The sequence below is a fragment of the Actinomyces sp. W5033 genome (genome assembly GCF_051303165.1).
Genome location: NZ_JBPPGD010000007.1, coordinates 97,956 through 121,401 on the forward strand (window position 1 = coordinate 97,956; position 23,446 = coordinate 121,401).

The following is a 23,446-nucleotide window of genomic DNA, read 5'->3' on the forward strand; positions in this document are numbered from 1 at the left end:
CGGCTCAGTCGTCGCGCCCCGCACCGACCGCGGCCGCGCGCAGCACCTCACGGCCGACCAGCGCGATGGCCTCCAGCGGGATGCCCGCCGGGCACGTCGGCACGCACTCGCCGTACAGGGAGCAGGGGCCGAAGACCTCGTCGAGCACGTGGCTCATCGCGCGGGCCCGCTGGGCCCGCTGCCCGGAGGCGGCCGGGATGAGGGACAGGTGCGCGAGCTTGGCGCCGGCGAAGAGCATCGCGGACCCGTTCGGGCAGGCGGCCACGCAGGCCCCGCAGCCGATGCAGGAGGCGAAGTCGAGAGCCCTCTCGGCGCGCGCGTGGGGCTGGAGCACGCTGTCGGCGTCCGGGGCAGTGCCCGGGGCGACGTCCACCGTCCCCCCGGCCCGGATGAGCTCGTCGAGCGCGGAGCGGTCCACGACGAGGTCACGGATGACGGGGAAGGCCCCGGCGCGCAGCGGCTCGAGGCGGAAGTGCGTGACGCCCGGGAAGACGCGCAGGTGCTGGCGGCAGGCGGGCGTGTGGTCCGCGGGCCCGTGCGGGCGCCCGTTGACGAGGAAGCCGCACATGCCGCACACGCCCTCGCGGCAGTCGGACTCGAAGACGACGGGCTCGCGCCCCTCCTCGACGAGCGTGTCGTTGAGCCGGTCGAGCAGCTCGAGCAGGCTCATCTCCGCGGTGGCGTCCTCGACCGTGTACGACTCGAAGCGGCCTTCGGCGCGTGGGCCGTCCTGGCGCCAGACCGACAGCTCGACCCTCATCGGTAGCTCCTCACCTGCATCGGGACCATGGAGAACTCGAGCGGCTCCGAGCGGCGCACGTGCCGCCCGTCGCGGTCCGTTAGCCAGGCCGAGACCGTGCACCAGTGCTCGTCGTCCCGGCGGGCCTCGCCAGAGTCCTGGAACTCCTCACGGAAGTGGGCCCCAGCGGACTCGCGCCGGTCGAGGGCGTCGAGGACCATGATCTCGGCCAGCTCGAGGAAGTCGGCGACGCGCAGCGCCTTCTCCAGCTCCTGGTTGAGGCGCTGCGCGTGGCCCGTGACCTTGACCTCGCGCCAGAACTGCTCGCGCAGGGCCCGCACCTGCTCCAGGGTCTCGCGCAGCCCCTCGTGGCTGCGCGAGACCCCGCAGCCGGCGTAGAGGATCTCCCCGAGCCGACGGTGGAACCACACGGGCCGGCGCGTGCCGGGGCAGGCGAGGAGGGCATCGACGCGCGCTCGGGCCTGCGCGGCGGTGGCCAGCGCCTCCGGGGCGTCGGGCGCCAGCGGCGCCGTCCCCACGAGACCGGCGAGGAAGTCGGGCACGGAGAGCGGGAGCGTGAACCAGCCGTCCACCGAGGCGCTCAGCAGCGAGTTCGCGCCAAGGCGGTTGGCGCCGTGGTAGTTGTTCGAGGCCTCGCCGCCCACGAAGAGCCCTGGGATGGTGGACATCTGGTTGAAGTCCACCCACAGGCCTCCCATCGTGAAGTGGGCGCCTGGCGCGATGCGCATGGGGACCTCGTAGGGGTCCTCGCCGGTCGCGTCGAGGTACATGGCGAAGAGGTTGCCGTAGCGCGAGGCGATGACCTCGCGCCCGACGCGTGCGATCGCGTCGCGGAAGTCGAGGTAGACGGAGTTCCTCAGCGGCCCGACGCCGTGCCCGGACTCGATCCGCTCGCGGGCGTTGCGCGAGGCCACGTCGCGGGGCGTGAGGTTGCCGAAGGCCGGGTACCTGCGCTCAAGGTAGTAGTCGCGCTCGTCCTCGGGGATGTCGTTGGCCGGGCGCGGGTCACCCGGCTGCAGCGGCACCCAGATGCGGCCGTCGTTGCGCAGCGACTCGCTCATGAGGGTCGTCTTGGACTGCCAGCTGGAGGAGACGGGCAGGGCCGTGGGGTGGAACTGCACGAGGGAGGGGCTCGCGAAGGCCGCCCCGCGCCGGTGCGCGCGCCAGGTCGCCGAGGCGTTCGAGGCCATGGCGAGCGTCGAGTAGTGGTAGACGCTGCCGTAGCCGCCGGTGGCGAGGATGACGGCATGGGCCGTGTGGACACCGATCTCGCCGGTGAGCAGGTCGCGTACGACGATGCCCTGGGCGCGCCCGTCGGCGACCACGAGGTCGAGCATCTCCGTGCGCGTGTGCATGTGGACGCGGCCGGCGGCCACCTGCTCCTGCAGGGCCTGGGCACAGGCGATCTCGAGCTGTTGGCCCGTCTCCCCGCGGGTGTAGTACGTGCGTGAGACCTGCACGCCACCGAAGGAGCGGGTGGCGAGCCTCCCGCCGTACTCACGGGCGAAGGGGGCGCCGATGGCATCCATGTGGTCGATGACGCGCACGGACTCCTCGGCGAGGCGCACGACGTCGGCCTCGCGGGCCCGGTAGTCGCCGCCCTTGACGGTGTCCTTGACGAAGCGGTGGAGGGTGTCGCCGTCAGCTTGCCGGGCGCGGGCGGCGTTGATCCCTCCCTGGGCGGCGACGGAGTGGGCGCGGCGTGGGGAGTCGTGCAGGCTGAAGCACTCGACACGGTAGCCCAGGCGCCCGAGGGTGGCGGCGGCGCCGGAGCCGGCCAGGCCCGTGCCGACGACGATGACGGTCATCGTTCGCCGGTTGGCGGGGCTGACGAGCCGGTACTCGTCACGGCGCCGCTGCCAGGCCTGCTCGCTCGGGCAGTGGGGCAGGTGCGCGTCCAGGTCCTCGCCGACGTCGTAGAGGCCGTCGACGGGGGCTGGCACGCGGGGGCTGCGGCTGCCCGGCTGCCCGCGGTCCCCGGGGTGCGCGCTCATGAGATGACTCCTGTCAGGACGAGGACCGGCAGCGCGCCGTTGGCCACCGCGACCGCGAGGGCGGCCGCGACGGCGACGACGGCGAGGAGGGTGCGCAGGCGGTGCCCCGTGGCACCGAGGTCGTGGGCGACGCTCCACAACCCCTGGGCCAGGTGGAGACCGAGGGTGAGCATGATGAGCGTGTAGAAGACCGCCATGCCGGGGCGCGAGAGGGAGGCGAGGAGGTTCTCGTAGGCGTGGGCGGTGACCTGCCCGCTGGAGCGGGCGGCCTCCTGGAAGGAGGCAGGGCAGACGAGCCGACCGATGGTGAGGTCGAGCAGGTGGACGACGACGAACACGAGGACGAGGCCTCCGGTGACGGTCATGGAGCCCGCCCCGAGCGCTGCCGGCCTCAGGCCACGGCGACGGAATGCGCCCCGGGCGCGCCGGCCCCGCAGCCGCAACGTGAGGCCCGCGGTCACGTGCAGGAGCAGGCAGACGCCCAGGACCGCTCGCAGCGCCCACAGGACGCCGTCGTGGGGGACAAGCGGGTAACCGACGTCGCGCAGCCAGGCCGCGTAGGAGTTGTAGGCCTCGGCCCCCTGGAAGGCCTTGAGGTTGCCGACCATGTGGACGAGGACGAAGGCGCCCATGATGCTGCCCGTCACGGCCATGACCGGCTTGAGAACGGCGTTGGAGACCCACCGGGCACGCCGACGCCCCGGGCGGGGGACCGGAGCGTCGCCCAGCGGGTCGCGTCGTGCGGTGGCCGGCGTCATGAACGTTCCTCGGGCTCGACGGGGGTCCTCAACTATAGCGCAGATCACACTGCGCCGTGGGCTGGTTGAGGCTGTCCGCCCGTCTGGCCCAGGGCCCGTGGCCGGGCTCAGGCGGACGGAAGAGTGATCTCCTTGCCCCCGCGCGGCATGGCCTCAACGGCCCCGGACTGGGAGTTGCGGCGGAACAGGACGTTCGAGGCGCCCGCCAGAGCCCGCGCCTCGACCACGCGCGGCTGGCGGAACTGCCCGTGCGGCCCCGGGACGACGCCGCCCGAGGGCAGCAGGGCCACGCGCGTGTCCGCGGTGAGGTAGAGGCCCGCCTCGACCACACAGCTGTCCCCCAGCGGGATCCCCAGGCCGGAGCTGGCTCCCAGCAGGCAGCCCTCACCCAGGCTCACGCGGGCCATGCCGGGGGCGAGGGTGCCCATGGTCGAGGCGCCGACGCCGATGTCCGAGCCCGCCCCGATGACGACACCGTGGGCGACGCGCCCCTCGACGAGGGAGCGGCCCAGGGTCCCGGCGTTGTAGTTGACGAAGCCGGACTGCATGACCACCGTGCCCTCCGACAGGTACGCGCCCAGGCGCACGCTGCCGGCGTCACCCACGCGCACGCCCGAGGGCATGACGTAGTCGAGCATGCGCGGGAAGCGGTCCACCGAGCGGACCGTCACCGGGTGGCCGAGCTTGGCCAGCAGGCGCGTGCGCGTGGTCTCGAAGTCCTCAGCCGCGCAGGGCCCCTCGCTCGTCCACACGACGTTGGCCAGGCGCGAGACGATCCCGTCGAGGTTGACGGTGCCGGGCAGCACGAGGCGGTGTGACAGCAGGTGCAGGCGCAGGTAGGCGCCCGCCACCGTCTGGGGGGCGTCGTCCAGGTCCGACCACGTGCGCACGACCGTCGTGCGCACGCCACGGGCCTCGTCGCGCCGCTCCATGGCAGACAGGGTGGCGCGCAGGTCGGCGTGGCCGTCGGCGGGCTCGTCGCCCAGCACCGGCCTGGGGTACCACACGTCCAGGGTGTTGCCGTCGTCGGTCACGGTGGCCAGGCCCAGCCCCCAAGCGCTGCGAGTCGTCATGGCTCACACGATACGGGAGGTCATGAGGGCCGTGGGGGCAGCCAGCCGGGCGTGAGAGGATCGCGCCATGGCGAGCACGGCACGCACGACGATCCACCTCATGAGGCACGGCGAGGTCCACAACCCCGAGGGCGTCCTCTACGGGCGCATGCCCGGGTACCACCTGTCCGCGCTGGGCCGTCAGATGGCCTCCCAGGTCGCTGACGTCCTGTCCTCCTCCGGCCACGACCTCGCGGCCGTCATCACCTCCCCGCTCGAGCGCGCCGTCGAGACCGGCGCCCCCACGGCCGCGGCCTTCGGCCTCGAGGCCCAGACGGACGTGCGGCTCATCGAGGCGGACAACCACTTCGAGGGCGTGCCCGTCAACGCCAACCGGCTGGTCCTGGCCCACCCCGGCCACTGGCGCTACTACCTCAACCCCCTGCGCCCCTCCTGGGGTGAGCCCTACACCGAGCTCGTCGCCCGCGTCAGCGCCGTTGTGCGTGAGGCCCGGGCGCGCTACGAGGGCCACGAGGTGCTGCTCGTCTCCCACCAGCTGCCCGTGTGGGTCACCCGGCTGTGGCTCGAGGGACGCCCGCTCGCCCACGACCCGCGCCGTCGTGAGTGCTCGCTCGCCTCCCTGACCTCCCTCACCTTCGACGGCGCCACACTCACGGGCCTGGCCTACTGGGAGCCCGCGGGCGACCTCCTGCGCCGTGCGCAGGACATGGTCCCCGGCACCTCGGCCGCCAGCGAGGCGATGCCCGAGGGAGCCGGCAGGTGACCTCCCCCGACGCCCAGGAGCCCGAGGTCCTGCGGCCCGGTGAGCACCCCGGGGGGGCGCTCGTGCCCAGCGCGCCCGCCCCCCTCATCGGCCCCGGGCGGCCCCGGCCCCAGCGATCGTGGACCGGTCAGGACTTCGTGTGGTGGCACACCGCCGGTGTCCTCGGCTCGCTGCGCAGGGGCCAACGGCCCAACCCGGTCTCGCCGGTGGTGGACCCGGTGCGCCGGGCCTTCGCGGCCGACGAGGTCATGCTCGCCTCCTGCGACGCCGAGATGCTCGTCTACAGGCGAGGGGACGCGACCTACAACCCCTCGCGCGGGTTCTTCCTCGCCGGCGGCCCTGTGGGCCTGGCCCTGACGGCCGCCTTCCTCGGAGGGCAGGCCTACCTCAACAACCGGCGCCGCAAGGCCGCCGAGGCGGACGCCGTGGAGCGGTGGCGCCACCTGGCCGACGCGCGCCTGACGGTGTCAACGCACGGGATCTACATCGGCACGGGCGAGGGGATCATGCCGGTGGCCTTCCACGACGTGCAGGAGGTCATGCTCACCGGCACCGGCGAGGTCGTGATGGCGGCGGCCAACAGCAGCGGGTCAGCGCGCTGGAAGCTGCGCGCGCAGTGGGCCGAGCTCGTGCTCGTCCTGTGGTCCGCCCGGTACATGCCGCAGCACCCGCAGGTGGTGGCGGGCACGTGGCTGCCGCAGGACTGGTTCGTGCACGCGGCCGCGCACGGCTACGAGGTCTGAGGGACGCTGCCCGCCCGGGTCAGTCCTCGTCCCCCGCGCCCTGCCCGTCCTCCTTCTTGCGCCGCCTGATGTCGCGCTCCAGGCCGCGAAGGAACTCAGCGTCGTCGTCGGGCGCCACCGGCGTGGGCCGCTCGGGGCGACGCAGCCTGGTGCCCTCACGCGAGGACCACACGGTCGGCTCGACGTAGCCCCCGCGCTCCTCAGCCGCCTTGACCCGGCTCGTGATGATCCAGGCAATCGGCCCCACCACCGTGATGGCGGCGATGATGAGGATCCACAGGAACTTCGGCATCCTGGCCGGCATGGACCCGTCAGGCGTGCGCGCACAGTCCAGCAGAGAGTAGATCGTCAGGGCGATGACGAGGACGGTGAGGATCAGGCGCATGACCCACACCCTAGCCGACGGCGTGCCCCCGCCCTCAGGCGCGGCCCGAGGCTCTCGCTCACGGCGCACGAGCGTGGTGTGCGACGCTGGGACGGTGACCGTCTGCCCTCCCGCCCGTGAGGTCCTGCCGCTCGTGGGCGGCACCCGTCCCGGCGACGTCGCCCTCCTGCACCGGGCCCTGGCGCGCGCGGCGGCGCGGCCGGGGCACGGCCCCCTGCTCCTGCCCGTGGCCCAGGGTGAGGACCCTTCAGCTCTCGTGGACCTGGCGCGTGAGGCGGCCGCCCGCCGCCCCGGGCTCGCCGGGCGCGCCGACGTCCTGCTGCGCACCTCGGGCTCGACCACCGGAGCCGGCAGCCTGGTCGCCATGGGCGCCCGGGCGCTGCTCGCCTCGGCGCGCGCCACCCACAACCGCCTGGGGGGACCCGGGGCGTGGGTCCTGGCCCTGCCCGCCCACCACGTCGCCGGCCTGCAGGTGCTGCTGCGCAGCGTCGTCGCCGGCACCCGCCCGCAGGTGCTCGACACCTCGGCGGGCTTCGAGCCCGAGGCCCTGGCCGGCCTGCTGGAGCAGGTGCGCGCGCCGGATCGCGCCGGTGGGCGAGCTCGCCTGTACCTGTCCCTCGTGCCCACCCAGCTGCGCCGCTGCCTCGACAGCCCCCGTGGCGCCAGCGCCCTGGCGCGGTGCTCGGCCGTCCTGGTGGGAGGTGCCGCCACCGGCCAGGACCTGCTCGCCCGCGCCCGCGCGGCGGGCGTGCGCGTGGTCACCACCTACGGCATGAGCGAGACCGGAGGCGGCTGCGTCTACGACGGCGTCGCGCTCGAGGGCGTGGGTGTGGGCATCGAGGACCCGGGGCCGGACGGCGCAGGGCGCGTGGTCCTCACCGGCCCGGTGCTGGCCGAGGGCTACCTGCTCGGCCCGGCCGGCGCCACCACCTCCTTCCGGCCCTCCTCAGGCACGGCGCCGCGCGCGGTCGTCACGGCCGACCGCGGCCGCCTCGAGGGCGGTCGCCTCACCGTGCTCGGGCGCCTTGACGACGTCATCGTCACCGGCGGCGTCAAGGTGGAGCCGCGTGAGGTCGAGGAGGTGCTCACACAGGTGCCGGGCGTGGCCCAGGCCTGTGTCGTCGGCCTGCCTGACGAGCAGTGGGGCAGCGCCGTCATCGCCGTCGTCGTCGCCCGGCAGGGGCCGCAGGTGAGCGCTGAGGCGCTGCGCGCCGCCGCGCGCGCCCGGCTCGACGGCGCCCACGCGCCCAAGGAGGTCGTCGTCGTCGGCTCGTTGCCCGAGCGGGGGCCGGGCAAGACGGACCGGCGGGCGGTGGCCCAGGTCGCGGCGCAGGCCCTGGCCAGGAGGGCGGAGCCCGCCCCTTGCTAGGCTCCGCTCAGCCAAGATGAGGAGAGGAACCTCGTGACTGAGCCCACCAGTGCCGCCGCGTCGCAGCCGTCCGCCACGAGCTGGGCGGAGGTCGTGCGCCTGCGTACCCTGCCCGCCGCCGTCGCCCCGGTCATCCTCGGAGGCGGGGCGGCGGTGGCCCTGGGCACCTTCTCCCTGCCGCGCACCCTGCTCGCGGCGGGCGTCGCCCTCGCCCTGCAGGTCGGCTCCAACCTCGCCAACGACTACTCCGACGGCGTGCGCGGCACCGACGACGATCGCACCGGCCCGCCCCGGCTCACCGCCAGTGGCCAGGTGGCCCCGTCCGCCGTCAAGCACGCGGCCTTCGGCTGCTTCGGCCTCGCCGCGCTGCTGGGGCTGGCCGTCGTCCTGCTGACCCAGCAGTGGTGGCTCCTGCTGGCCGGCGTGGCCGCCGTGGCCGCCGCCTGGTTCTACACGGGCGGGCCGCGGCCCTACGGCTACGCGGGCCTGGGGGAGGTCTTCGTCTTCGTCTTCTTCGGCCTCATGGCCACCTGCGGCACCGTTTACATCCAGTACGCCGCCGACGGCGCCGGGCCCTCGGTACCCGGCTGGGTGTGGCTGGCGGCCTGCGGCATCGGGCTCATCGCCTGCTCGCTGCTCATGGTCAACAACCTGCGCGACATCGACACGGACCCGGCCCACGGCAAGAGGACCCTGGCGGTGCGCCTGGGGGCCGAGCGGGCCCGGACCGTCTTCGTCGTCATGGTGACTCTTCCCGTCATGCTGGGGGTCGGGTCCGTCGCCTGGGTGCAGATGGCGCACGGGCGTGGGACGGGGTGGGCCTCGCAGGTGCCGGTCCTGCTCGTGGCGCTGCTGGTCCTGTCCTGGGCGGCGCAGAAGGTCACCGGTCCCGTCGTCAACCGTGCCGTCGGCCGGGACCTCATCCCGGTGCTGCGCGACGCGGGGCTGTACGAGCTGCTCTACGGCGTCGTCATCGCGGCCGGGCTGGTGGCCGTCGCCTGAGGCCCCGGGCCGTCGGCGGTGGAGGTCCCGCCGTTGGAGGTGCCGGACCCGGCGGCGCTCAGACGGCAGGAACCCGGTCCTCGCGGCGGCGCCCCCGCCACATGACCAGGCCGGCGCAGGCCAGGACCACGACGGCGCTGATGAGCGAGTCGCCGAAGCCGCCGTCACCGCCGGTGAGCAGGGGGTTGTCGTCGGTGACGACGTAGTTGAGCAGCGCCCTGTCGGAGGGGGCGGCCGCGATGCTGGTGACGTTGAGGACGAGGTTCCACACGACGTGCCCCCAGGCGGCGCTCCACACGGAGCCGGACTGCTCCACGACGTAGGCGAAGTAGACCGCGATGGCTGTGGCCGTGAACATGAAGCAGGCGGCGCTCAGCGGCGTCCAGCCGCCGTTGGTCATGTGCGCCACCGCGAAGACGACGCCGGTGACGACGGCCGACCACCAGGGCGACAGCCACTTCTTCATCAGGGGGTACATGAGGCCGTGGAACACGACCTCCTCGACGATCGAGCCGAACATGCCCACGTAGATGATGAGGCCGACGACGGTGTCCACCGGCTCCCAGCTGGTGCCGGGAGCCTGCCAGCTCCCGGGGGTCACCAGGGTGATGAGGCCGATGCACGCCAGGGGGACGACGAAGGCGGCGACGGCCCACAACGGGGTGAGCACCGGCCCGCCGAGCCCGTAGGTGCGTGGGCTCCCCTTGAGCAGGAAGCGGATGATCGCCCACACGCTGGCGATGACGAGGACGTTGTACAGGATCGTGGCGAGCAGGAGACCGAGGTACTCGTTGGTCGCCAGCACCGGCGTCAGCGGCACCATGACGAGGACCTGTGCGACGAAGAAGGACATGATGCCTAGGACGATCGCCCAGACGGCACGACCGGTGGGGATCTTGGCGAGGGTCTCGGTCAGAGGGCTGGGAGCGGCCGGGGAGCTCGTGGGGAGCATGGGAGAAAACTACCAAACGGGCAGCGGCGCGCTCAGCGGGTGGCCTCGGCGAGGGGGACCTCGGCGTCGGGCTCGTGGGTGATGCGGTTGCGGATGTCGCGACGCACGATCTCAATGGACCACAGCCACACGATGTGGCCCCAGAGCTCAGAGAAGTGCTCGGACCAGGTCTGCGGCCCGTACTGGTTGACCCCCTCGAGGGCGACGTCGGCCCAGGGGAAGGGGTTCGGCGCCCAGCCCAGCAGCGGCATGACGATGACGTGCGCGAAGACGTAGACGAGGATGCCGAAGACGGCGCCCTGCCACATCTTGACCCGCGGGAAGTACTCAGCAGCGACGCAGTAGATGAGGGCGAAGACGATCGCGAAGCTGAAGTGGACGATGAAGGACATGATCGGCAGCTCGGTGTTGGAGAAGGACACCGTGGCGTGCGACTGGTCGTAGCTCATGCCGAACCACTCGAGCATGGCCTGAGGCGGGTTGGTGATCTGACGCTCGGGCGTGCGCGGCGGGAAGGGGACCTCCCAGCCGAACTTGACGATGGCGGAGAAGAAGCCACCGATGACGCCGACGATGACGGCCGCCTTGAGGCGACGTCGCGACGGGTCGGTGGAGCCGAGGAGTGTGGTGAGCCAGGTGGGCATGGGAACCTCCGGTAGGGGACCGGCTCGGGTGCCGGTGGAGCGGGCGGCCTGGGGTGCCGACCGTCCTGTGAACCCTTTCATGAAATGACAAGTGGTCCAAGCACCGTTGCCATGACGTAGGTCAAACGTGCGTCATACCGGGTGGGCCGACCGCCTCAGAAGTAGTAGGGGTACGGCGACCAGTCCGGCTCGCGGCGCTGGAGGAAGGCGTCGCGGCCCTCAACGGCCTCATCGGTCATGTAGGCCAGGCGCGTGGCCTCCCCGGCGAAGACCTGCTGGCCTGCCAGGCCGTCGTCGGCCAGGTTGAAGGCGAGCTTGAGCATGCGGATCGCCTGCGGGGACTTCGCGGTGACGGCGGCGGCGTACTCCAGGGCCCGCTCCTCCAGCTCGGCGTGCGGCACGGCCTCGTTGACCACGCCCCAGCGCTCGGCCTGTGCGGCGTCGTAGGTGCGCGCGAGGAAGAAGATCTCCCGGGCGCGTTTGTCGCCCGCCTGACGGGCCAGCAGGGCGGATCCGTAGCCGGCGTCGAAGGAGCCGACGTTGGCGTCCGTCTGCTTGAAACGCGCGTGCTCGATCGAGGCGAGCGACAGGTCGCACACGACGTTGAGGGAGTGCCCGCCGCCGGCCGCCCACCCGCTGACGGCGGCGATGACGACCTTGGGCATGGTGCGGATGAGCCGCTGGACCTCGAGGACGTGCAGGCGCCCTGCCCGGGCGGCGTCCACGCGCGCCTGGCGGGCCGAGACCTCAGCGTCGTGGGCAGCGGCTTGTGCTCGGTCCGCCGGGCTGCCGGCCTCGACCGTCTCGTAGTGGTAGCCGTCGCGCCCGCGGATGCGCTGGTCGCCGCCGGAGCAGAAGCCCCAGCCGCCGTCCTTGGGGGAGGGGCCGTTGCCGGTGAGGATGACAGCCCCGACGTCCCCGCTCATGCGCGCGTGGTCGAGCACCCGGTAGAGCTCGTCCACGGTGTGGGGACGGAAGGCGTTGCGCAGCTCGGGCCGGTCGAAGGCGACCCGCACGACCGGCAGGTCGCGCAGCCACGTGCCGTCGGCGTCGCGATGGCAGCCACGGTGGTAGGTGACGTCGCTCAGGCCGCCCGGAACGGTGGAGCGGTTGGCGAAGCCCTCGACCTCCCGCCAGCGGGTGGGGTCGAAGACCTGCGAGACGCGCTCGGGCAGCGGGTGGTGGGAGGCGGCGGGACGAGGGGCGCTCATGCGCCCAGGGTAGGGGCGCCTCGTGCCGGGCGCCGGTAGCCTGAGGCCATGACGCTCACGACGCCCATCTCCACCGCCCCGGACCCTGCCGCCCGCGCGGTCATCGCCGCGGAGGCCGGAGGCGGTCTCGTCGCCTCGGAGACCGGGCGCCTGCGCGAGGTCATCGTCCACCGCCCGGGCAGCGAGATCGCTCGCATCACCCCGATCAACGCCAACTCCCTGCTGTTCGACGACGCCCTCAACATCGCCCGCGCCCAGGCAGAGCACGACGCCTTCACCGCGATCCTGCGAGCCGAGGGCGTCATCGTCCACGACTTCCGTGACCTGCTCACCGAGGCCCTGGCGGTGCCCGAGGCGCGTGCGCTCGTCCTGTCCGAGACCGTCGGGCCGCAGGCGGTGGGCGTGTCCACCTCCGAGGTCCTTACCGACTACTTCCAGTCCCTGCCCGACGCCGACCTGGCCGAGGTCATGCTCGCGGGCATCACCCGCGCCGAGCTGCGCGAGCGGCTGACGCCGTCGGACGCCGCCACGCTGTTCTCCACGACCTTCCTGTCCACCCTGGAGGGGCAGTTCGTCGTCACCCCCCTGCCCAACCACCTGTTCACCCGCGACACCTCCTCCTGGCTGTACGGAGGGGTGAGCGTCAACACGATGGCGCTGGCGCCCCGGCGCCGCGAGGCCGTCAACTACGAGGCGGTCTACCGCTACCACCCGGCCTTCGCCGGACGCGTGCGCCTGTGGACCGAGGAGCACGCGGCGTCGTCGGCCACCGTCGAGGGCGGCGACTTCCAGGTGCTGGGCAACCGAACTCTCGTCATGGGGCTGACGCACCGCTCCTCGGCCGCGGGGGTCGAGCGGCTCGCCACCCGGCTCTTCGACGACGGCGTGGCCGACCGGGTCATCGGCATCCACATGCCCGACCGCGCCTTCTACACCGAGCTCGACGCCGTCATGCACCTGGACACCCTCATGACGATGGTCTCGCCGGACACGTACCTGCGCTTCTCCGGCTTCACCGACGTCACCACCGTCGAGATCGAGCCCGGCGCGGACCACGGCTCGACGAAGGGCCCGGCTCTGCGGGTCACCGTCCACGACGGCACCGACATGGACCGGGTGCTCGCCCGCGCGGCCGGCATCGACTCCTTCCGCGTCATCAGCCCCGACATGTCAGATGAGGCGGAGGCGCTGCGCGAGCTGTCGCGCGACTCGTGCAACGTCGTCGCCCTCGCCCCCGGGCGCGTCATCGGCTACGCCCACAACCAGGCCGCCAACGACGCCCTGCGGCGCGCTGGCGTCGAGGTCCTGGAGACGCCGGGCGTCGAGCTCGTGCGCGGGCGCGGCGGGGCGCACTGCATGACCTGCCCCGTCACCCGCGACGCGGCCTGAACCGCCCCGGCTCCCGCCCCGCGCCCCGTCCCCGCCCGCGCCCAACTCATCGGTTTGCGCGCGAGCGTACGGTGATACGCCGTACTTTCGAGCGCGAAGTGATGAGTTGGGCGGGGCCCGCCCAACGAGTCTCGCCGCTCGGTTGCCTGCGGGACCCTCGCCCGTTAGGGTGTCGTCCGGTAGCTAGGGATGAGACAGTGCCCCGAGCGCCGATTCGTAGGAGCCCCGCACCCGGTGCGGGGTTCCTTCGTGTGAGATCACGCGAGGAGATCCGTGCTGCTGGCATACATCGACGAGGTTGGTGAGCCGGGGGCGTTCGTCTCTCCCGAGCACAACAGGTTCAACACCAGTGCTGCCTTCGGTTACGCCGGCTTCGTCGTCCCGGAGGCAGCGGCGCGTGACTTCGGCGCTCGATTCACTCATGAGAAGCGAATCCTGTTCGCGCCTGATCTGGCGGACGCTGAGCATCCGGGTCGGTGGGAGATCAAAGGGGCGCAAGTGTTCCGGCCGACAACCCCCGAACGCTACCCGCAGCAGCTGAGGGTCTTCAACGCCCTCGTGAGGCACCTGCGCAACGAGAAGGGGAGTCTGTTCTACTACGTCGATGAGAAGCCACTGGGGACGCCCAAGCAGACCCGGCTGGATCCCGAGGCGCGTGAGACGCAGGCGATGGAGGAGTGCCTCAACCGTCTCGCCCGCCACGCCAACGGGCGTAACGAGAACATCCTCATCATGATTGACCAGATCAACGAGAAGACCCGATCAGACCGTCTTCCGAAAATGTACAGCCACATCCTCGGCCGGGCGAGCCGGCATCCTGAGATGCGTCGCATCGTCGAGCCCCCGATGCACATCGACTCCGTACTGAGCTCCAGTATCCAGTTCGCAGACTGGGTAGCGGCCTGTGTGAGCCGCGCGGTCGACTACCAGCTCGTGAGGACATCACGGCACCGGTGGGTCGTCGAGACGGATCTGTTGGGAGAGCTCAGAGGCTCGTTCACCTACGAGTCGAAGGTGCACCTCCACGAGCGGGCCGTGGACGACATCCTCCACTCCGAGCTTTTCGAGCGACGTCGTCGTCTGTTCCCGACGCCGAAGGGCCAATGCGTGGGGCTCTCGATCGACCCGGATGTTGCGCGCAAGATGCGCGGTATCGCCGAGAGCCCCAGGCACTGAGCTCAGGACAGGCGCTCGGCGCTGGGCCCCGGGCGGGTGACGAGGCCCGAGGCCCGAGGCCCCACCTCCGGGAAGGCGGCTCGGTAGCGCTCGAGCCACTGGGCGGCGAAGGCCTCGGCGTCTGCACGCGGCACGATGGAGTACACCGAGCCGCCCCAGCCGGCCCCGAAGGCCGAGGCGCCCAGCGCCCCCATCTCACGGGCCAGGGACACGAGCGCCTCCGTCTCGGGCACCTGGTTGAGCAGGTGCGATCCCGCCAGCGCGTGCGAGTGCTCGAGCACCTCGCCCACCGCCGTGTCGCCGGCCGCGATGGCGGCCGCGCCCGCCGGCACGAGCACCAGGGACTCCTGGAGGAGCTGCTCGACGCGGCGGCGCTCATAACCGGGCTCAGCCAGTGACAGCAGCGGCTCGAGCGCCGGGTCCGCGGCCGCCTCGGCACCCGTCGCCTCACCGATGAGGCAGGCCACCGCCTGCGCCAGGAGCTCGTCCGAGCGGCCGGTCGCCTCGTTCCAGCGGGCCAGCACCCCGCGCAGCGTGAGCGGCCCCCGGTTGTAGTCCTCCAGGGCGGCCCCCGTCTTCTCCGCCGCCACGCCGCTGACGCCGACGACGAAGGCCCAGTCCTGCGGGAAGGGGACGGTTGTCAGGACCTCCATCGGGGCGAAGCGGGCCAGGAGCAGCGTGTCCGGGGCGCCGCAGAGCATGCCCGTGTGGTCCTCGCTGCCGCCCTGCGTGCCCACGCCCTCAGCGCCCAGCAGCTCGCGCCACGGGCGGCCGGCCTCGACGCCGGCGAGGTAGCCGGCCGTCGCCAGACGGTCCGGCACGTTGCGCGCCCACAGGTCGCTGGCACTCCAGCCGTTGAGGTCCGCCAGGGCCAGGGCGCTGGCGCACACGAGGGCCGAGGACGAGCTCATCCCGGAGGCCGGCGGCAGGTCGGAGGTGATGGTCAGGCGCGCGGCCACCGGCGTGGACAGGGCCGCGAAGTTCTGCGCGAGGCGGTCGAGGACCGTCTGCAGGTAGCGTCCCCAGTGGCCGCTGGGCAGAGCGGGGTCGGTGCCGGCGACGAGGGTGACCGGTTCGCCGCCCGCCGTCGTCGTCGCCGTCAGGGACCCGGCGGGGCCGTCCACCACCTCGGCGGTGGCCGTGACACCCCGGTCCACGGCGCCCACGAGCACACGCCCGCCGGCGTAGTCCGTGTGCTTGCCCAGGACCTCGATGCGTCCCGGCACGCGCCAGGTGACGGGTGCGCTCACAGCGCGACCGCCGTCCCGGCCAGGCGGGCCTCGACGTCGGCGACGTCCTCACGGCGCGACAGGTCCAGGACCGGCGCCTGGGTGGTGACGACGGCGACCGGGCCGCTCAGGGCGCGCACGGCATCGACGATCTCGTACTCTCCGCGCGCCGAGGGGCCGATCGAGCGGCAGGCCTCGAAGATCTCGGCAGTGAAGCCGAAGCAGTTCATCGACACCAGGGCGTGCGCGCCGGCGGCCTCGACCACCTCGGGGGCGGGCTTCTCGATGATGCCGGTGAGCACGCCGTCGCGGGCCTCGACCAGGGCGAAGGCGGCCACGCGCTCAGCGGGGATGTTGGAGCCGGCCACGAGGGCTGCCCGGTCAAAGCCCAGCAGCGCGTTGCCGCCGCGCTCGGCGAGCTCGCGCATGCCCTCGACGGGGTAGTAGTTGTCCCCGTTGACCATGAGGAAGGGCTCGTCACCGATGACCTCGGCGGCGGACAGGACGGCGTCGGCCGTGCCCCGGGGCTCGACCTGGACGGCGAGCTCAACACGCAGGCGGCTCAGGCCGAGCGAGTTGATGTGGGCGGTGAAGTCCGCGTGCTCGGGGCCGACGACGAGGACGACGCGCTCGATGCCGGCGTCGGCCAGGGCGCTGAGGCAGTAGTCGATGAGGCGGTGCCCTCCGATGGGCATGAGGGCCTTGTAACCGCAGGCGGCGGCCGCGGCCTGGGCGGCCGTCATGTGCGAGGCGCCGCAGGCGGCGCGCATGCGCGTGCCCAGCCCCCGGGCCAGGACCAGGGCCGTGCGGGTGCGGCCGGGGGCCGCTGCGGTGTTCTCGGTCATGTCCTCAGTCCAGTGCGTAGTAGGTGGCGACGGCCTCGACGACGGCCTGCGCCTCGTCATGGGTGGGCATCTCGCTGAAGACGCGCAGCAGCGGCTCGGTGCCGGAGAAGCGGATGGTGGTCCAGCCGCCGTTGGTGAAGTACACCTTGCAGCCGTCGTCCCAGGTGACCTTGGCGGTCTCGTGGCCCAGGGCGGCGAAGTCCGGCAGGTCGTGGGCCTGGAAGACCCGTGCGGTGAGCTCGCTGCGGCGCTCGGTGGTGAATCCGTAGGCGGCCTCGACCATGACGAGCTCGCCGTAGCGCTCGACGAGGTCGGCGTAGAGCTCGGAGAGCTTCTTGCCGGAGGCGGCGACGGCCTCGACCAGCAGGCTGCCGGCGTAGACGCCGTCCTTGCCGGGGATGTGGCCGCGCACGGTGAGGCCGCCGGAGGACTCCCCGCCGATGACGGCGTCGGTGGCAGCCATCTTGGCGCTGATCCACTTGAAGCCCACGGGCACCTCGTAGCAGACCTGGCCGTGGGCCTCGGCGACGCGGTCCAGCAGGTGCGTGGTGGACATGTTGCGCACGGCCGGCCCGGACCAGCCCTTGCGGGTGAGCAGGTAGTCGTAGAGCAGGACGAGGACCTGGTTGGGGGTGAGGTAGTGGCCCGTGTCGTCGATGATGCCCAGGCGGTCGGCGTCGCCGTCGGTGGCGATGCCCAGGTCCGCGCCGGAGTCGAGGACGGCGTGGCGCAGGGCGGTGACGGTGCCCTCGGTGGGGGAGGGCATACGGCCGCCGAAGAGGGGGTCGTGACGGTCGTGGATGACGTCGACCTGGCAGCGGGCGGTCAGGAGGATGGTCTGCAGGCTCGTCTCGGACACGCCGAACATGGGGTCCAGGACGATGTGCATGTGCGCGTGGCGGATCGTCTCGATGTCGAGCTTGTCGATGATGGCATCGAGGTACCAGTTGAGGGACTTCTGGATGGTGACGAGCCCGCTCGTGCGCGCCACATGGGGCTCGACGGAGCGGACGTCGGCCTCGGTGAGGGTGCTGATGTGGGAGGTGAGCTCGTCGGTGACCTCGACGTCGGCGTCGCGCCCGCCGGGCAGGAAGATCTTGATGCCGTTGTAGACAGCGGGGTTGTGGGAGGCGGTGACGGCGATCCCGTAGGCGGCGTCGAGGTTGCGCACGGTCCACATGGTGGTGGGCGTGGGGCAGGGGCGGTCGATGATGGTCACGGGCACGCCGTTGGCGACGAGGACCTCGACCGCCCACCAGGCGGCGGTGTCTGACAGGAAGCGCCTGTCGTAGCCGATGACCACCCGCCCGGGCTGGCCGTCGGGGCGTGAGGCGGCCTCCTCGTTGACGCGGTCGGCGAGGCCCTGCACGAGCAGGCGCACGTTGGCCTTGGTGAACTCGTCGCCGATGACGGCTCGCCAGCCGCCGGTGCCGAACTTGATCATGGGAGTGTCTTTCTCGCAGGCTCGTGCGGTTCTCGTCGTTGAGCGCCGTCGTGGTCGGGCGTCCCCGCCCCGAATACTTCGGACTTCGAACAAACTACCGGACGTACCCGCGACACGCCAGTGCCCGCAGCCCGTCCATCGACGTCGGGTCCTCGAGCACCGTCTCCAGCGCCACCCGTGCCGCTCCCCACGACGGCGCCCACTGGCCCAGGGCCGAGACCTCAAGCCTCACGAGCGAGCGCACGTCCAGGCGCCGCGCCTCCAGGGCCGCCGCCGTCGGGGCCAGCAGCACGTCCGCGAAGACCGGCAGCCAGCCCGACAGCACGATGACCTCCGGGTTGAGCACGTCCACGAGCACCGACAGGCCCCGCTCCAGGCTCGTCTGCGCCTGCTCCAGCCGCCGCTCAAGCACCGGGTCCCCCTGCTCGAAGCGCTCGCGCAGCAGCGCCGTGCGCTCACCCACGGGCTGGGAGGCGTCACGCACCGGGTCGTCCTCGGGGTACACCGCCACCACGGACTCGAAGCCGATGAGCGTCTCCCAGCAGCCGCGCCGCCCGCACCGGCACCACTGCCCGTCCGGCTCCACCGGCATGTGCCCCACCTCGCCCGTGTAGCCCAGCCACCCGTGCAGCACGTGACCGTCAGCGACGATGCCCGCGCCGATGCCCTGCCCACTCGACAGGTACAGGAGGTTGCGCACCTGCGGGAAGGCGTCGTGGACAGCCAGCGCCGCCAGCCGGGCGTCGTGCTCGATGAGGACCGGCGGCACCGGGATCTGCGCGCAGCCGGCCTCCGTCAGCGACAGGCTGACCGCCCGGCTCACCCCGGCGGCCAGGTCGACGTCGTGCCAGCCGAAGGTCGCGGAGTAGTGGACACGTCCCGTGCCGTAGTCCAGCAGGCCCGGCTGTGCCAGGACGACGGCGGGCACCACGGTCCCGGCGGAGGCCAGCCGCACGAGCTCCTCGGCCAGCACGACCCCGATCCGTGCGATCACCGCCTCCGGGTCGCGGCTGGGGTCCTGGACAGGCTTGGAGCGCTGGGCCAGCACCTGGCCGGTGAGGTCGGTCGTCGTCAGCAGCAGGCAGTCGGGGCTGATCTCCAGGCCGACGCCGGCGACCGCGCCGGCGGCCACGTGCAGCGAGGTGCTGGGCCGTCCCACGGCACCGGAGGCCGCCGTCCTGCCCTCGGTGACCAGCCCGAGTCCCGTGAGGTCACCCACCAGCGTGGAGACCGTCGCCTTGGACAGACCGGTGTGCTGGGACAGCGCCGTGCGCGAGAGCGGCTTGTGCCTCAGGCTGCGCAGGATGAGGGACAGGTTGGACACGCGCACGTCCGTGTGGGCCCTGGGGCCGGCCGGACGCGTGGCGGCCAGGAGGGAGGCACTGGACAGGTCCGTGCTGGGCGGGACCACTCCTGCCACGTCCTGCCTCCCTTCGCCCGACGCGGACACCATAGTGCCTGCGGGCCGCCCGCGGGCCGAGTGGCGGGCGTGGGCGATACTGGGCGGCGGCACACCGACGAGAGGACCACCCATGACCTACACCCTGCCCGCCCCCGACGCCACCCTCCTGGCCGGCCTCAAGGGACGCAGCTTCCTGCGCGAGCTGGACTTCACCCCAGCCGAGTGGATGACCCTCATTGAGCTCGCGGCCGAGCTCAAGGCAGCGAAGAAGGAGGGGCGCGAGACCCGCAGCCTGCGGGGGCGCAACATCGCCCTGCTGTTCGAGAAGACCTCGACCCGCACCCGCTGCTCCTTCGAGGTGGGCGCCCACGACCAGGGCGCCCACGTCACCTACCTCGACCCCTCGGGCTCCCAGATGGGCCACAAGGAGTCCGTCGCCGACACCGCCCGAGTCCTGGGCCGCATGTTCGACGCCATCGAGTACCGCGGTGACGAGCAGGCCAAGGTCGTCCAGCTCGCCACGCTCTCCGGTGTGCCCGTGTGGAACGGCCTCACCGACGACTGGCACCCCACACAGATGCTGTGCGACTGCCTGACGATGATCGAGCACGCGGGCAAGGCCCCGCAGGAGATCTCCTACGCCTACGTCGGTGACGCCCGCTTCAACATGGGCCGCTCCCTGCTCGTGGCCGGCGCGATGATCGGTGCGGACGTGCGTATCGTCGCCCCCAAGGCGCTGTGGCCTGACGAGGACTGCGTGGCCCAGGCCCGCCGCGTGGCCGCCTCGACGGGTGCGCGTGTCACCCTCACCGAGTCCGTCGAGGAGGGCGTGACCGGCGTTGACTTCGTCCACACGGACATCTGGGTCTCCATGGGCGAGCCCAAGGAGGTGTGGGACGAGCGCATCGCCATGCTGCGCCCCTACCAGGTCAACGCCGACCTCATGGCCGTCGCCGGTGAGCAGGCCAAGCTCATGCACTGCCTGCCCGCCTACCACAACCGCGAGACCGCCATCGGCGAGGAGATCTACCAGGCCACCGGCATGGACGGCCTTGAGGTCACCGAGGAGGTCTTCGAGTCCGAGGCCTCCATCGTCTTCGACCAGGCCGAGAACCGGATGCACACCATCAAGGCCGTCATGGTGGCGACACTGGGCGACTGAGCCCCCAGGCGGCGGGCGCCCAGCCCGCCGCCTGGGGGCCGGGCGCCCGCCGGCTTGCCCTCCGCGCCCGTGGACCACCCCTGTGCCGGTGCGTGGGGGCCATCTCCTGGGCCCTCACGCCTGCCACCGGGCACGGCGCCGTCGCGTCACTGACACGATCGACGCGGCCACGTGCCGGGACGCCAGCGCCCGCGGCCGTATCCTGCGACCATGACCCCCTCAGTCGCAGGCGAGATCGACCTCGCCGCCCTGCGCGAGCAGGACCGCACCGGCCTGCTCGACGGCATCGACCGGGCCGTCGTGTGGGACCTACCCCTGCGCACACGCTTTCGCGGCCTGACCCGGCGCGACGGCGTCCTCCTGCACGGGCGCGCCGGCTGGGGCGAGGTCGCCCCCTTCTGGGACTACGGCGCTGACGCCTGCGCACCCTGGCTCGCCAGCGCCCTCGAGCAGGCGGTGACCGGCTACGCCGACCTGCCGTCCCACCGCACGAGCGTGGACGTCAACGTCACCGTCCCCGAGGTCAGCGAGGACCGCGCCCACGCCCTCGTCACCATCTCCGGCGCCACCACCGCCAAGGTCAAGGTTGCCGGCTCAGAGGCCACACTCACCGCCGACCTCCTGCGCCTGGGCGCCGTGCGCGATGCCCTCGGCCCCGACGGTCGGGTGCGCATTGACGTCAACGGCGCCTGGGACCTCGCCACCGCCCGGCGGGTCCTGCCCCTGATGGACGAGGCGGCCGGCGGGCTCGAGTACGCCGAGCAGCCCTGCGCCCGCGTCGAGGACCTCGCGGCCCTGCGCGAGGCCGTGAACGTGCCCCTGGCCGCCGACGAGTCCGTGCGCCTGTCACACGACCCCCTCGCCGTGCGCCGCCTGGGCGCCGCCGACGTCGTCGTCCTCAAGGCCGCCCCGCTGGGCGGCGTGCGCCGGGCCCTGGCACTCGCTGAGCGCCTGGCCCTGCCCGCCGTCGTGTCCTCCGCGCTGGACACGAGCGTGGGCATCGGTGCCGGCAGCGCGCTCGCGGCCGCTCTCGCCGACCTCATCCACGCCTGTGGCCTGGGCACGGTCAGCCTGCTAGGTGCGGACGTCGCGGTGCCCAGCGCCGTGCCCCTGGGCGGACGGCTGCCGGTGAGGACCCCGCACGTGTCACAGACGATGCTCGCCGCCGCGCGTGCCGACGCCGGGCTCACCGCCCGTTGGCACACCCGCCTGGGCCACGTGCTCGGGGCGCTGCGGGCCCGCCGTGAGCGGGAGGCCGCCGGTGCCGAGGCCGTCGGGGGAGTGCCCCTGTGAGCACCGGGGGCGCCCGGGCCAGGGCGGTCCAGAGCACCGACGTGGTGGGGGGGACGGCCCGTGTCGGCTCGCCCGCGCAGAGCCCCTCCGTCCTCGCCGCCCGCGCGGTGACGGGAGCGCTCGTGCGCGCGGGCGTGCGCGACGTCGTGCTCTGCCCGGGCTCACGCTCGGCCCCCTTCGTGCCCGTCCTGGCCGCCGCCCAGGCCCAGGGGCTGCTGCGGCTGCGAGTCGTCCTGGACGAGCGCAGCGCCGGCTTCGTCGCCCTGGGGATGTGCCGCGCCGCGCTCCTCGAGGGCCGCCGTGAGCCGGCCGCCGTCGTCACCACCTCAGGCACGGCCGTGGCCAACCTGCACCCTGCGGTCCTCGAGGCCGACGCCGCCGGGGTCCCTCTGCTCGTCGTGAGCGCCGACCGCCCCCACGAGCTCGTCGGCACGGGAGCCTCCCAGACCACGGAGCAGACGCGCCTGCTCGAGCCGGGGGTGCGTCTCGTGGTGGACCTGCCCGCCGACGTCACGGCTGACCTGGGGGAGGGCCGGGGGACGACGGCGATCGAGGGCCAGGTGCGCCGCGCCGTCGAGGCCGCCCGTGGCGGCCTGAGCCACGACCCCGGTCCGGCCCAGATCAATGTCCGTCTGCGCCCTCCCCTCGTGCCCGTTGCCGGTGCGGTCCTGGGGCTCGAGACCGCGGACGGGGACCCGGTGCCTGCTGCCCGCGCCCCTCATGAGGGCACCGACCTGCCGACCGCCGCGCCCACCGGGCGGCCCCTCGCCCCGCAGGGGGCCGCCGAGCGCGGCCTCGTCGTCGCGGGGGACAGCCCGCACGGCGTCGGCGCCCTGGCCCGGGACCTCGCCGAGCACCTGGGCTGGCCCCTGCTCGCCGAGCCCACCTCGGGTGCCCGCGGCGGCCGCCTCGCCCTCACCCGCTACGCCGAGCTCCTGTCCACCCCGGCGGGCCAACGGCTCGCCGCCCTGGCCGAGCACGTCCTCGTCCTCGGCCACCCCTCCCTCACCCGCCCCGTCAGCGCCCTGCTGGCACGCACCGACGTCCCCGTCGAGGTGCTCGCCTCCACCCCGCGGTGGACCGACGTCGCCGGCGCCGCCACCCGGGTCACCCCGGTCCCGGCCGGGGGGGACGTCGGTGCGGCGCGCCTGGCCCACGCCCTGGCCCTGCGCCCCGCCCCCGCCGGGTGGGCCGGGCAGTGGCACGACGCCGTCGCCGCGCTCCCGGCCGCCGTCGAGCCGGGTGCCCTCACGAGCGCCTCGGGCGCCCTCGCCGTGTGGGAGGCCGGGCTGCGGCCCGGCGCCCCGCGCCTCGTCATCGGCTCCTCCATGGCCGTGCGCCACCTCGACCGCCTCGCCCGTCCCGCCGAGGGCCCGGCCCCGGCACCGGTGGCCAACCGCGGCCTGGCGGGCATCGACGGCACGCTGGCCACCGCTGTGGGGCTGCACCTGGCCACGGGGGACCCGGTGCGGGCCGTGGTCGGGGACCTCACCTTCCTCCACGACGCCATGAGCCTGAGCCGCGGGAGGCTGGAGAGCGAGCCCGACCTCCAGGTCGTCGTCCTCGACGACCGGGGAGGAGCGATCTTCTCCACCCTGGAGTACCCCGGTGCGCTGGAGCCGGAGGTCGTGGAGCGCTTCCTCACCACGCCGCAGGCCACCGACGTCGCCGCCCTCGCGGCCGCTCTCGGCGCCCAGGTGAGCCGGCCGGGAGGGCTGGGGGAGCTCGAGGAGCTGCTGGCGCGCCCGGTCAAGGGGCTCAGCGTCGTCCACCTGCGGCTGTGAGAGGGGCGCCCTCGCCCGCTCACAGGAAGGTTCCAGGTCGAGGTCGGCGAGAGTTCAGACGTCAGGAG

General features: G+C 73.1%; 21 protein-coding genes. 9 read left to right on the forward strand and 12 right to left on the reverse strand.

What is annotated here, in order from left to right; translation table 11 throughout:
* Window positions 1-4: 4 nt before the first annotated feature.
* From ACSJJR_RS06455 to ACSJJR_RS06470, 4 genes are all read right to left on the reverse strand, one after another.
* Entirely contained in the window at window positions 5-760 is a 756-nt protein-coding gene (locus ACSJJR_RS06455; protein ID WP_435942755.1) for a succinate dehydrogenase/fumarate reductase iron-sulfur subunit, read from the reverse strand.
* Entirely contained in the window at window positions 757-2,754 is a 1,998-nt protein-coding gene (locus tag ACSJJR_RS06460; protein WP_435942756.1) for a fumarate reductase/succinate dehydrogenase flavoprotein subunit, read from the reverse strand. Before ACSJJR_RS06460 ends, ACSJJR_RS06455 begins: the two co-directional genes overlap by 4 nt.
* Window positions 2,751-3,512, reverse strand: a complete 762-nt coding sequence (locus ACSJJR_RS06465; RefSeq protein ID WP_435942757.1) for a succinate dehydrogenase — start codon at window positions 3,510-3,512, stop codon at window positions 2,751-2,753. The genes ACSJJR_RS06460 and ACSJJR_RS06465 overlap by 4 nt, the downstream gene beginning before the upstream one ends.
* Window positions 3,513-3,619: 107 nt before the next feature.
* Window positions 3,620-4,585 (reverse strand): DapH/DapD/GlmU-related protein, encoded by a 966-nt coding sequence (locus ACSJJR_RS06470; protein WP_435942758.1) that lies wholly within the window; start codon window positions 4,583-4,585, stop codon window positions 3,620-3,622.
* 67 nt (window positions 4,586-4,652) lie between these two features.
* Here ACSJJR_RS06470 and ACSJJR_RS06475 point away from each other — a divergent pair, with 67 nt between their 5' ends.
* The gene (locus tag ACSJJR_RS06475; RefSeq protein WP_435942759.1) at window positions 4,653-5,348 is read left to right on the forward strand and encodes a histidine phosphatase family protein; all 696 of its coding nucleotides are present in this window, start codon (window positions 4,653-4,655) and stop codon (window positions 5,346-5,348) included.
* Window positions 5,345-6,091 (forward strand): hypothetical protein, encoded by a 747-nt coding sequence (locus ACSJJR_RS06480; protein WP_435942760.1) that lies wholly within the window; start codon window positions 5,345-5,347, stop codon window positions 6,089-6,091. Before ACSJJR_RS06475 ends, ACSJJR_RS06480 begins: the two co-directional genes overlap by 4 nt.
* Window positions 6,092-6,110: 19 nt before the next feature.
* Here the strand turns inward: ACSJJR_RS06480 and ACSJJR_RS06485 are convergent, their stop codons facing one another.
* Complete coding sequence (locus ACSJJR_RS06485) at window positions 6,111-6,476, reverse strand: PLD nuclease N-terminal domain-containing protein (protein ID WP_435942761.1); 366 nt, start codon at window positions 6,474-6,476, stop codon at window positions 6,111-6,113.
* Here ACSJJR_RS06485 and ACSJJR_RS06490 point away from each other — a divergent pair.
* On the forward strand, window positions 6,475-7,845 hold the full coding sequence (locus tag ACSJJR_RS06490) for an AMP-binding enzyme (RefSeq protein WP_435942762.1): 1,371 nt from the start codon (window positions 6,475-6,477) through the stop codon (window positions 7,843-7,845). The genes ACSJJR_RS06485 and ACSJJR_RS06490 overlap by 2 nt on opposite strands.
* A 33-nt stretch (window positions 7,846-7,878) precedes the next feature.
* A complete protein-coding gene (locus tag ACSJJR_RS06495; RefSeq protein ID WP_435942763.1) occupies window positions 7,879-8,847 on the forward strand; it encodes a 1,4-dihydroxy-2-naphthoate polyprenyltransferase in 969 nt (322 codons plus the stop codon).
* A 58-nt stretch (window positions 8,848-8,905) separates the two neighbouring features.
* Here ACSJJR_RS06495 and ACSJJR_RS06500 read toward each other — a convergent pair whose 3' ends face one another.
* The 3 genes from ACSJJR_RS06500 to ACSJJR_RS06510 all read right to left on the reverse strand — a co-directional run bounded on the left by ACSJJR_RS06500 (window position 8,906) and on the right by ACSJJR_RS06510 (window position 11,654).
* A complete protein-coding gene (locus ACSJJR_RS06500) occupies window positions 8,906-9,799 on the reverse strand; it encodes a CPBP family intramembrane glutamic endopeptidase (protein WP_435942764.1) in 894 nt (297 codons plus the stop codon).
* Between the two features lie 32 nt (window positions 9,800-9,831).
* Complete coding sequence (locus tag ACSJJR_RS06505; RefSeq protein ID WP_435942765.1) at window positions 9,832-10,443, reverse strand: YagU family protein; 612 nt, start codon at window positions 10,441-10,443, stop codon at window positions 9,832-9,834.
* Between the two features lie 155 nt (window positions 10,444-10,598).
* Window positions 10,599-11,654, reverse strand: coding sequence for a 1,4-dihydroxy-2-naphthoyl-CoA synthase (locus ACSJJR_RS06510; RefSeq protein WP_435942766.1), 1,056 nt, complete (start codon window positions 11,652-11,654; stop codon window positions 10,599-10,601).
* 48 nt (window positions 11,655-11,702) lie between these two features.
* Between ACSJJR_RS06510 and ACSJJR_RS06515 the strand changes: the two genes are divergently transcribed.
* The gene (locus ACSJJR_RS06515) at window positions 11,703-13,043 is read left to right on the forward strand and encodes an arginine deiminase family protein (RefSeq protein ID WP_435942767.1); all 1,341 of its coding nucleotides are present in this window, start codon (window positions 11,703-11,705) and stop codon (window positions 13,041-13,043) included.
* A gap of 273 nt (window positions 13,044-13,316) precedes the next feature.
* Window positions 13,317-14,219 carry a DUF3800 domain-containing protein gene (locus tag ACSJJR_RS06520; protein ID WP_435942768.1) on the forward strand — a complete coding sequence of 301 codons (903 nt, stop codon included), beginning with the start codon at window positions 13,317-13,319 and terminating at the stop codon, window positions 14,217-14,219.
* Window positions 14,220-14,221: 2 nt separating this feature from the next.
* On the opposite strand, the gene ACSJJR_RS06525 is transcribed toward ACSJJR_RS06520, so the two are convergent.
* From ACSJJR_RS06525 to ACSJJR_RS06540, 4 genes are all read right to left on the reverse strand, one after another.
* Complete coding sequence (locus tag ACSJJR_RS06525) at window positions 14,222-15,469, reverse strand: galactokinase family protein (RefSeq protein ID WP_435942769.1); 1,248 nt, start codon at window positions 15,467-15,469, stop codon at window positions 14,222-14,224.
* Window positions 15,466-16,293 (reverse strand): nucleotidyltransferase family protein, encoded by an 828-nt coding sequence (locus ACSJJR_RS06530; RefSeq protein ID WP_435942770.1) that lies wholly within the window; start codon window positions 16,291-16,293, stop codon window positions 15,466-15,468. Before ACSJJR_RS06530 ends, ACSJJR_RS06525 begins: the two co-directional genes overlap by 4 nt.
* A gap of 4 nt (window positions 16,294-16,297) precedes the next feature.
* The gene (locus ACSJJR_RS06535; protein ID WP_435942771.1) at window positions 16,298-17,737 is read right to left on the reverse strand and encodes a phosphoglucomutase/phosphomannomutase family protein; all 1,440 of its coding nucleotides are present in this window, start codon (window positions 17,735-17,737) and stop codon (window positions 16,298-16,300) included.
* 94 nt (window positions 17,738-17,831) lie between these two features.
* Window positions 17,832-19,148 carry an ROK family protein gene (locus ACSJJR_RS06540; protein ID WP_435942772.1) on the reverse strand — a complete coding sequence of 439 codons (1,317 nt, stop codon included), beginning with the start codon at window positions 19,146-19,148 and terminating at the stop codon, window positions 17,832-17,834.
* Window positions 19,149-19,269: 121 nt separating this feature from the next.
* Between ACSJJR_RS06540 and argF the strand changes: the two genes are divergently transcribed.
* The 3 genes from argF (at window position 19,270) to menD (ending at window position 23,378) form a co-directional block, all read left to right on the forward strand.
* Entirely contained in the window at window positions 19,270-20,301 is a 1,032-nt protein-coding gene (gene argF / locus ACSJJR_RS06545) for an ornithine carbamoyltransferase (RefSeq protein ID WP_435942773.1), read from the forward strand.
* Window positions 20,302-20,511: 210 nt separating this feature from the next.
* A complete protein-coding gene (locus ACSJJR_RS06550) occupies window positions 20,512-21,594 on the forward strand; it encodes an o-succinylbenzoate synthase (protein WP_435942774.1) in 1,083 nt (360 codons plus the stop codon).
* A complete protein-coding gene (gene menD, locus ACSJJR_RS06555; RefSeq protein ID WP_435942775.1) occupies window positions 21,591-23,378 on the forward strand; it encodes a 2-succinyl-5-enolpyruvyl-6-hydroxy-3-cyclohexene-1-carboxylic-acid synthase in 1,788 nt (595 codons plus the stop codon). Before ACSJJR_RS06550 ends, menD begins: the two co-directional genes overlap by 4 nt.
* Window positions 23,379-23,446 lie beyond the last annotated feature (68 nt).

Bases quoted from the DNA above. Each gene is read 5' to 3' on its own strand.
- ACSJJR_RS06455 (WP_435942755.1), bottom strand. From the start codon at position 760: ATGAGGGTCGAGCTGTCGGTCTGGCGCCAGGACGGCCCACGCGCCGAA.
- ACSJJR_RS06460 (WP_435942756.1), bottom strand. From the start codon at position 2,754: ATGAGCGCGCACCCCGGGGACCGCGGGCAGCCGGGCAGCCGCAGCCCC.
- ACSJJR_RS06465 (WP_435942757.1), bottom strand. From the start codon at position 3,512: ATGACGCCGGCCACCGCACGACGCGACCCGCTGGGCGACGCTCCGGTC.
- ACSJJR_RS06470 (WP_435942758.1), bottom strand. From the start codon at position 4,585: ATGACGACTCGCAGCGCTTGGGGGCTGGGCCTGGCCACCGTGACCGAC.
- ACSJJR_RS06475 (WP_435942759.1), top strand. From the start codon at position 4,653: ATGGCGAGCACGGCACGCACGACGATCCACCTCATGAGGCACGGCGAG.
- ACSJJR_RS06490 (WP_435942762.1), top strand. From the start codon at position 6,475: ATGACCCACACCCTAGCCGACGGCGTGCCCCCGCCCTCAGGCGCGGCC.
- ACSJJR_RS06485 (WP_435942761.1), bottom strand. From the start codon at position 6,476: ATGCGCCTGATCCTCACCGTCCTCGTCATCGCCCTGACGATCTACTCT.
- ACSJJR_RS06500 (WP_435942764.1), bottom strand. From the start codon at position 9,799: ATGCTCCCCACGAGCTCCCCGGCCGCTCCCAGCCCTCTGACCGAGACC.
- ACSJJR_RS06505 (WP_435942765.1), bottom strand. From the start codon at position 10,443: ATGCCCACCTGGCTCACCACACTCCTCGGCTCCACCGACCCGTCGCGA.
- ACSJJR_RS06510 (WP_435942766.1), bottom strand. From the start codon at position 11,654: ATGAGCGCCCCTCGTCCCGCCGCCTCCCACCACCCGCTGCCCGAGCGC.
- ACSJJR_RS06515 (WP_435942767.1), top strand. From the start codon at position 11,703: ATGACGCTCACGACGCCCATCTCCACCGCCCCGGACCCTGCCGCCCGC.
- ACSJJR_RS06530 (WP_435942770.1), bottom strand. From the start codon at position 16,293: ATGACCGAGAACACCGCAGCGGCCCCCGGCCGCACCCGCACGGCCCTG.
- ACSJJR_RS06535 (WP_435942771.1), bottom strand. From the start codon at position 17,737: ATGATCAAGTTCGGCACCGGCGGCTGGCGAGCCGTCATCGGCGACGAG.
- argF (WP_435942773.1), top strand. From the start codon at position 19,270: ATGACCTACACCCTGCCCGCCCCCGACGCCACCCTCCTGGCCGGCCTC.
- ACSJJR_RS06550 (WP_435942774.1), top strand. From the start codon at position 20,512: ATGACCCCCTCAGTCGCAGGCGAGATCGACCTCGCCGCCCTGCGCGAG.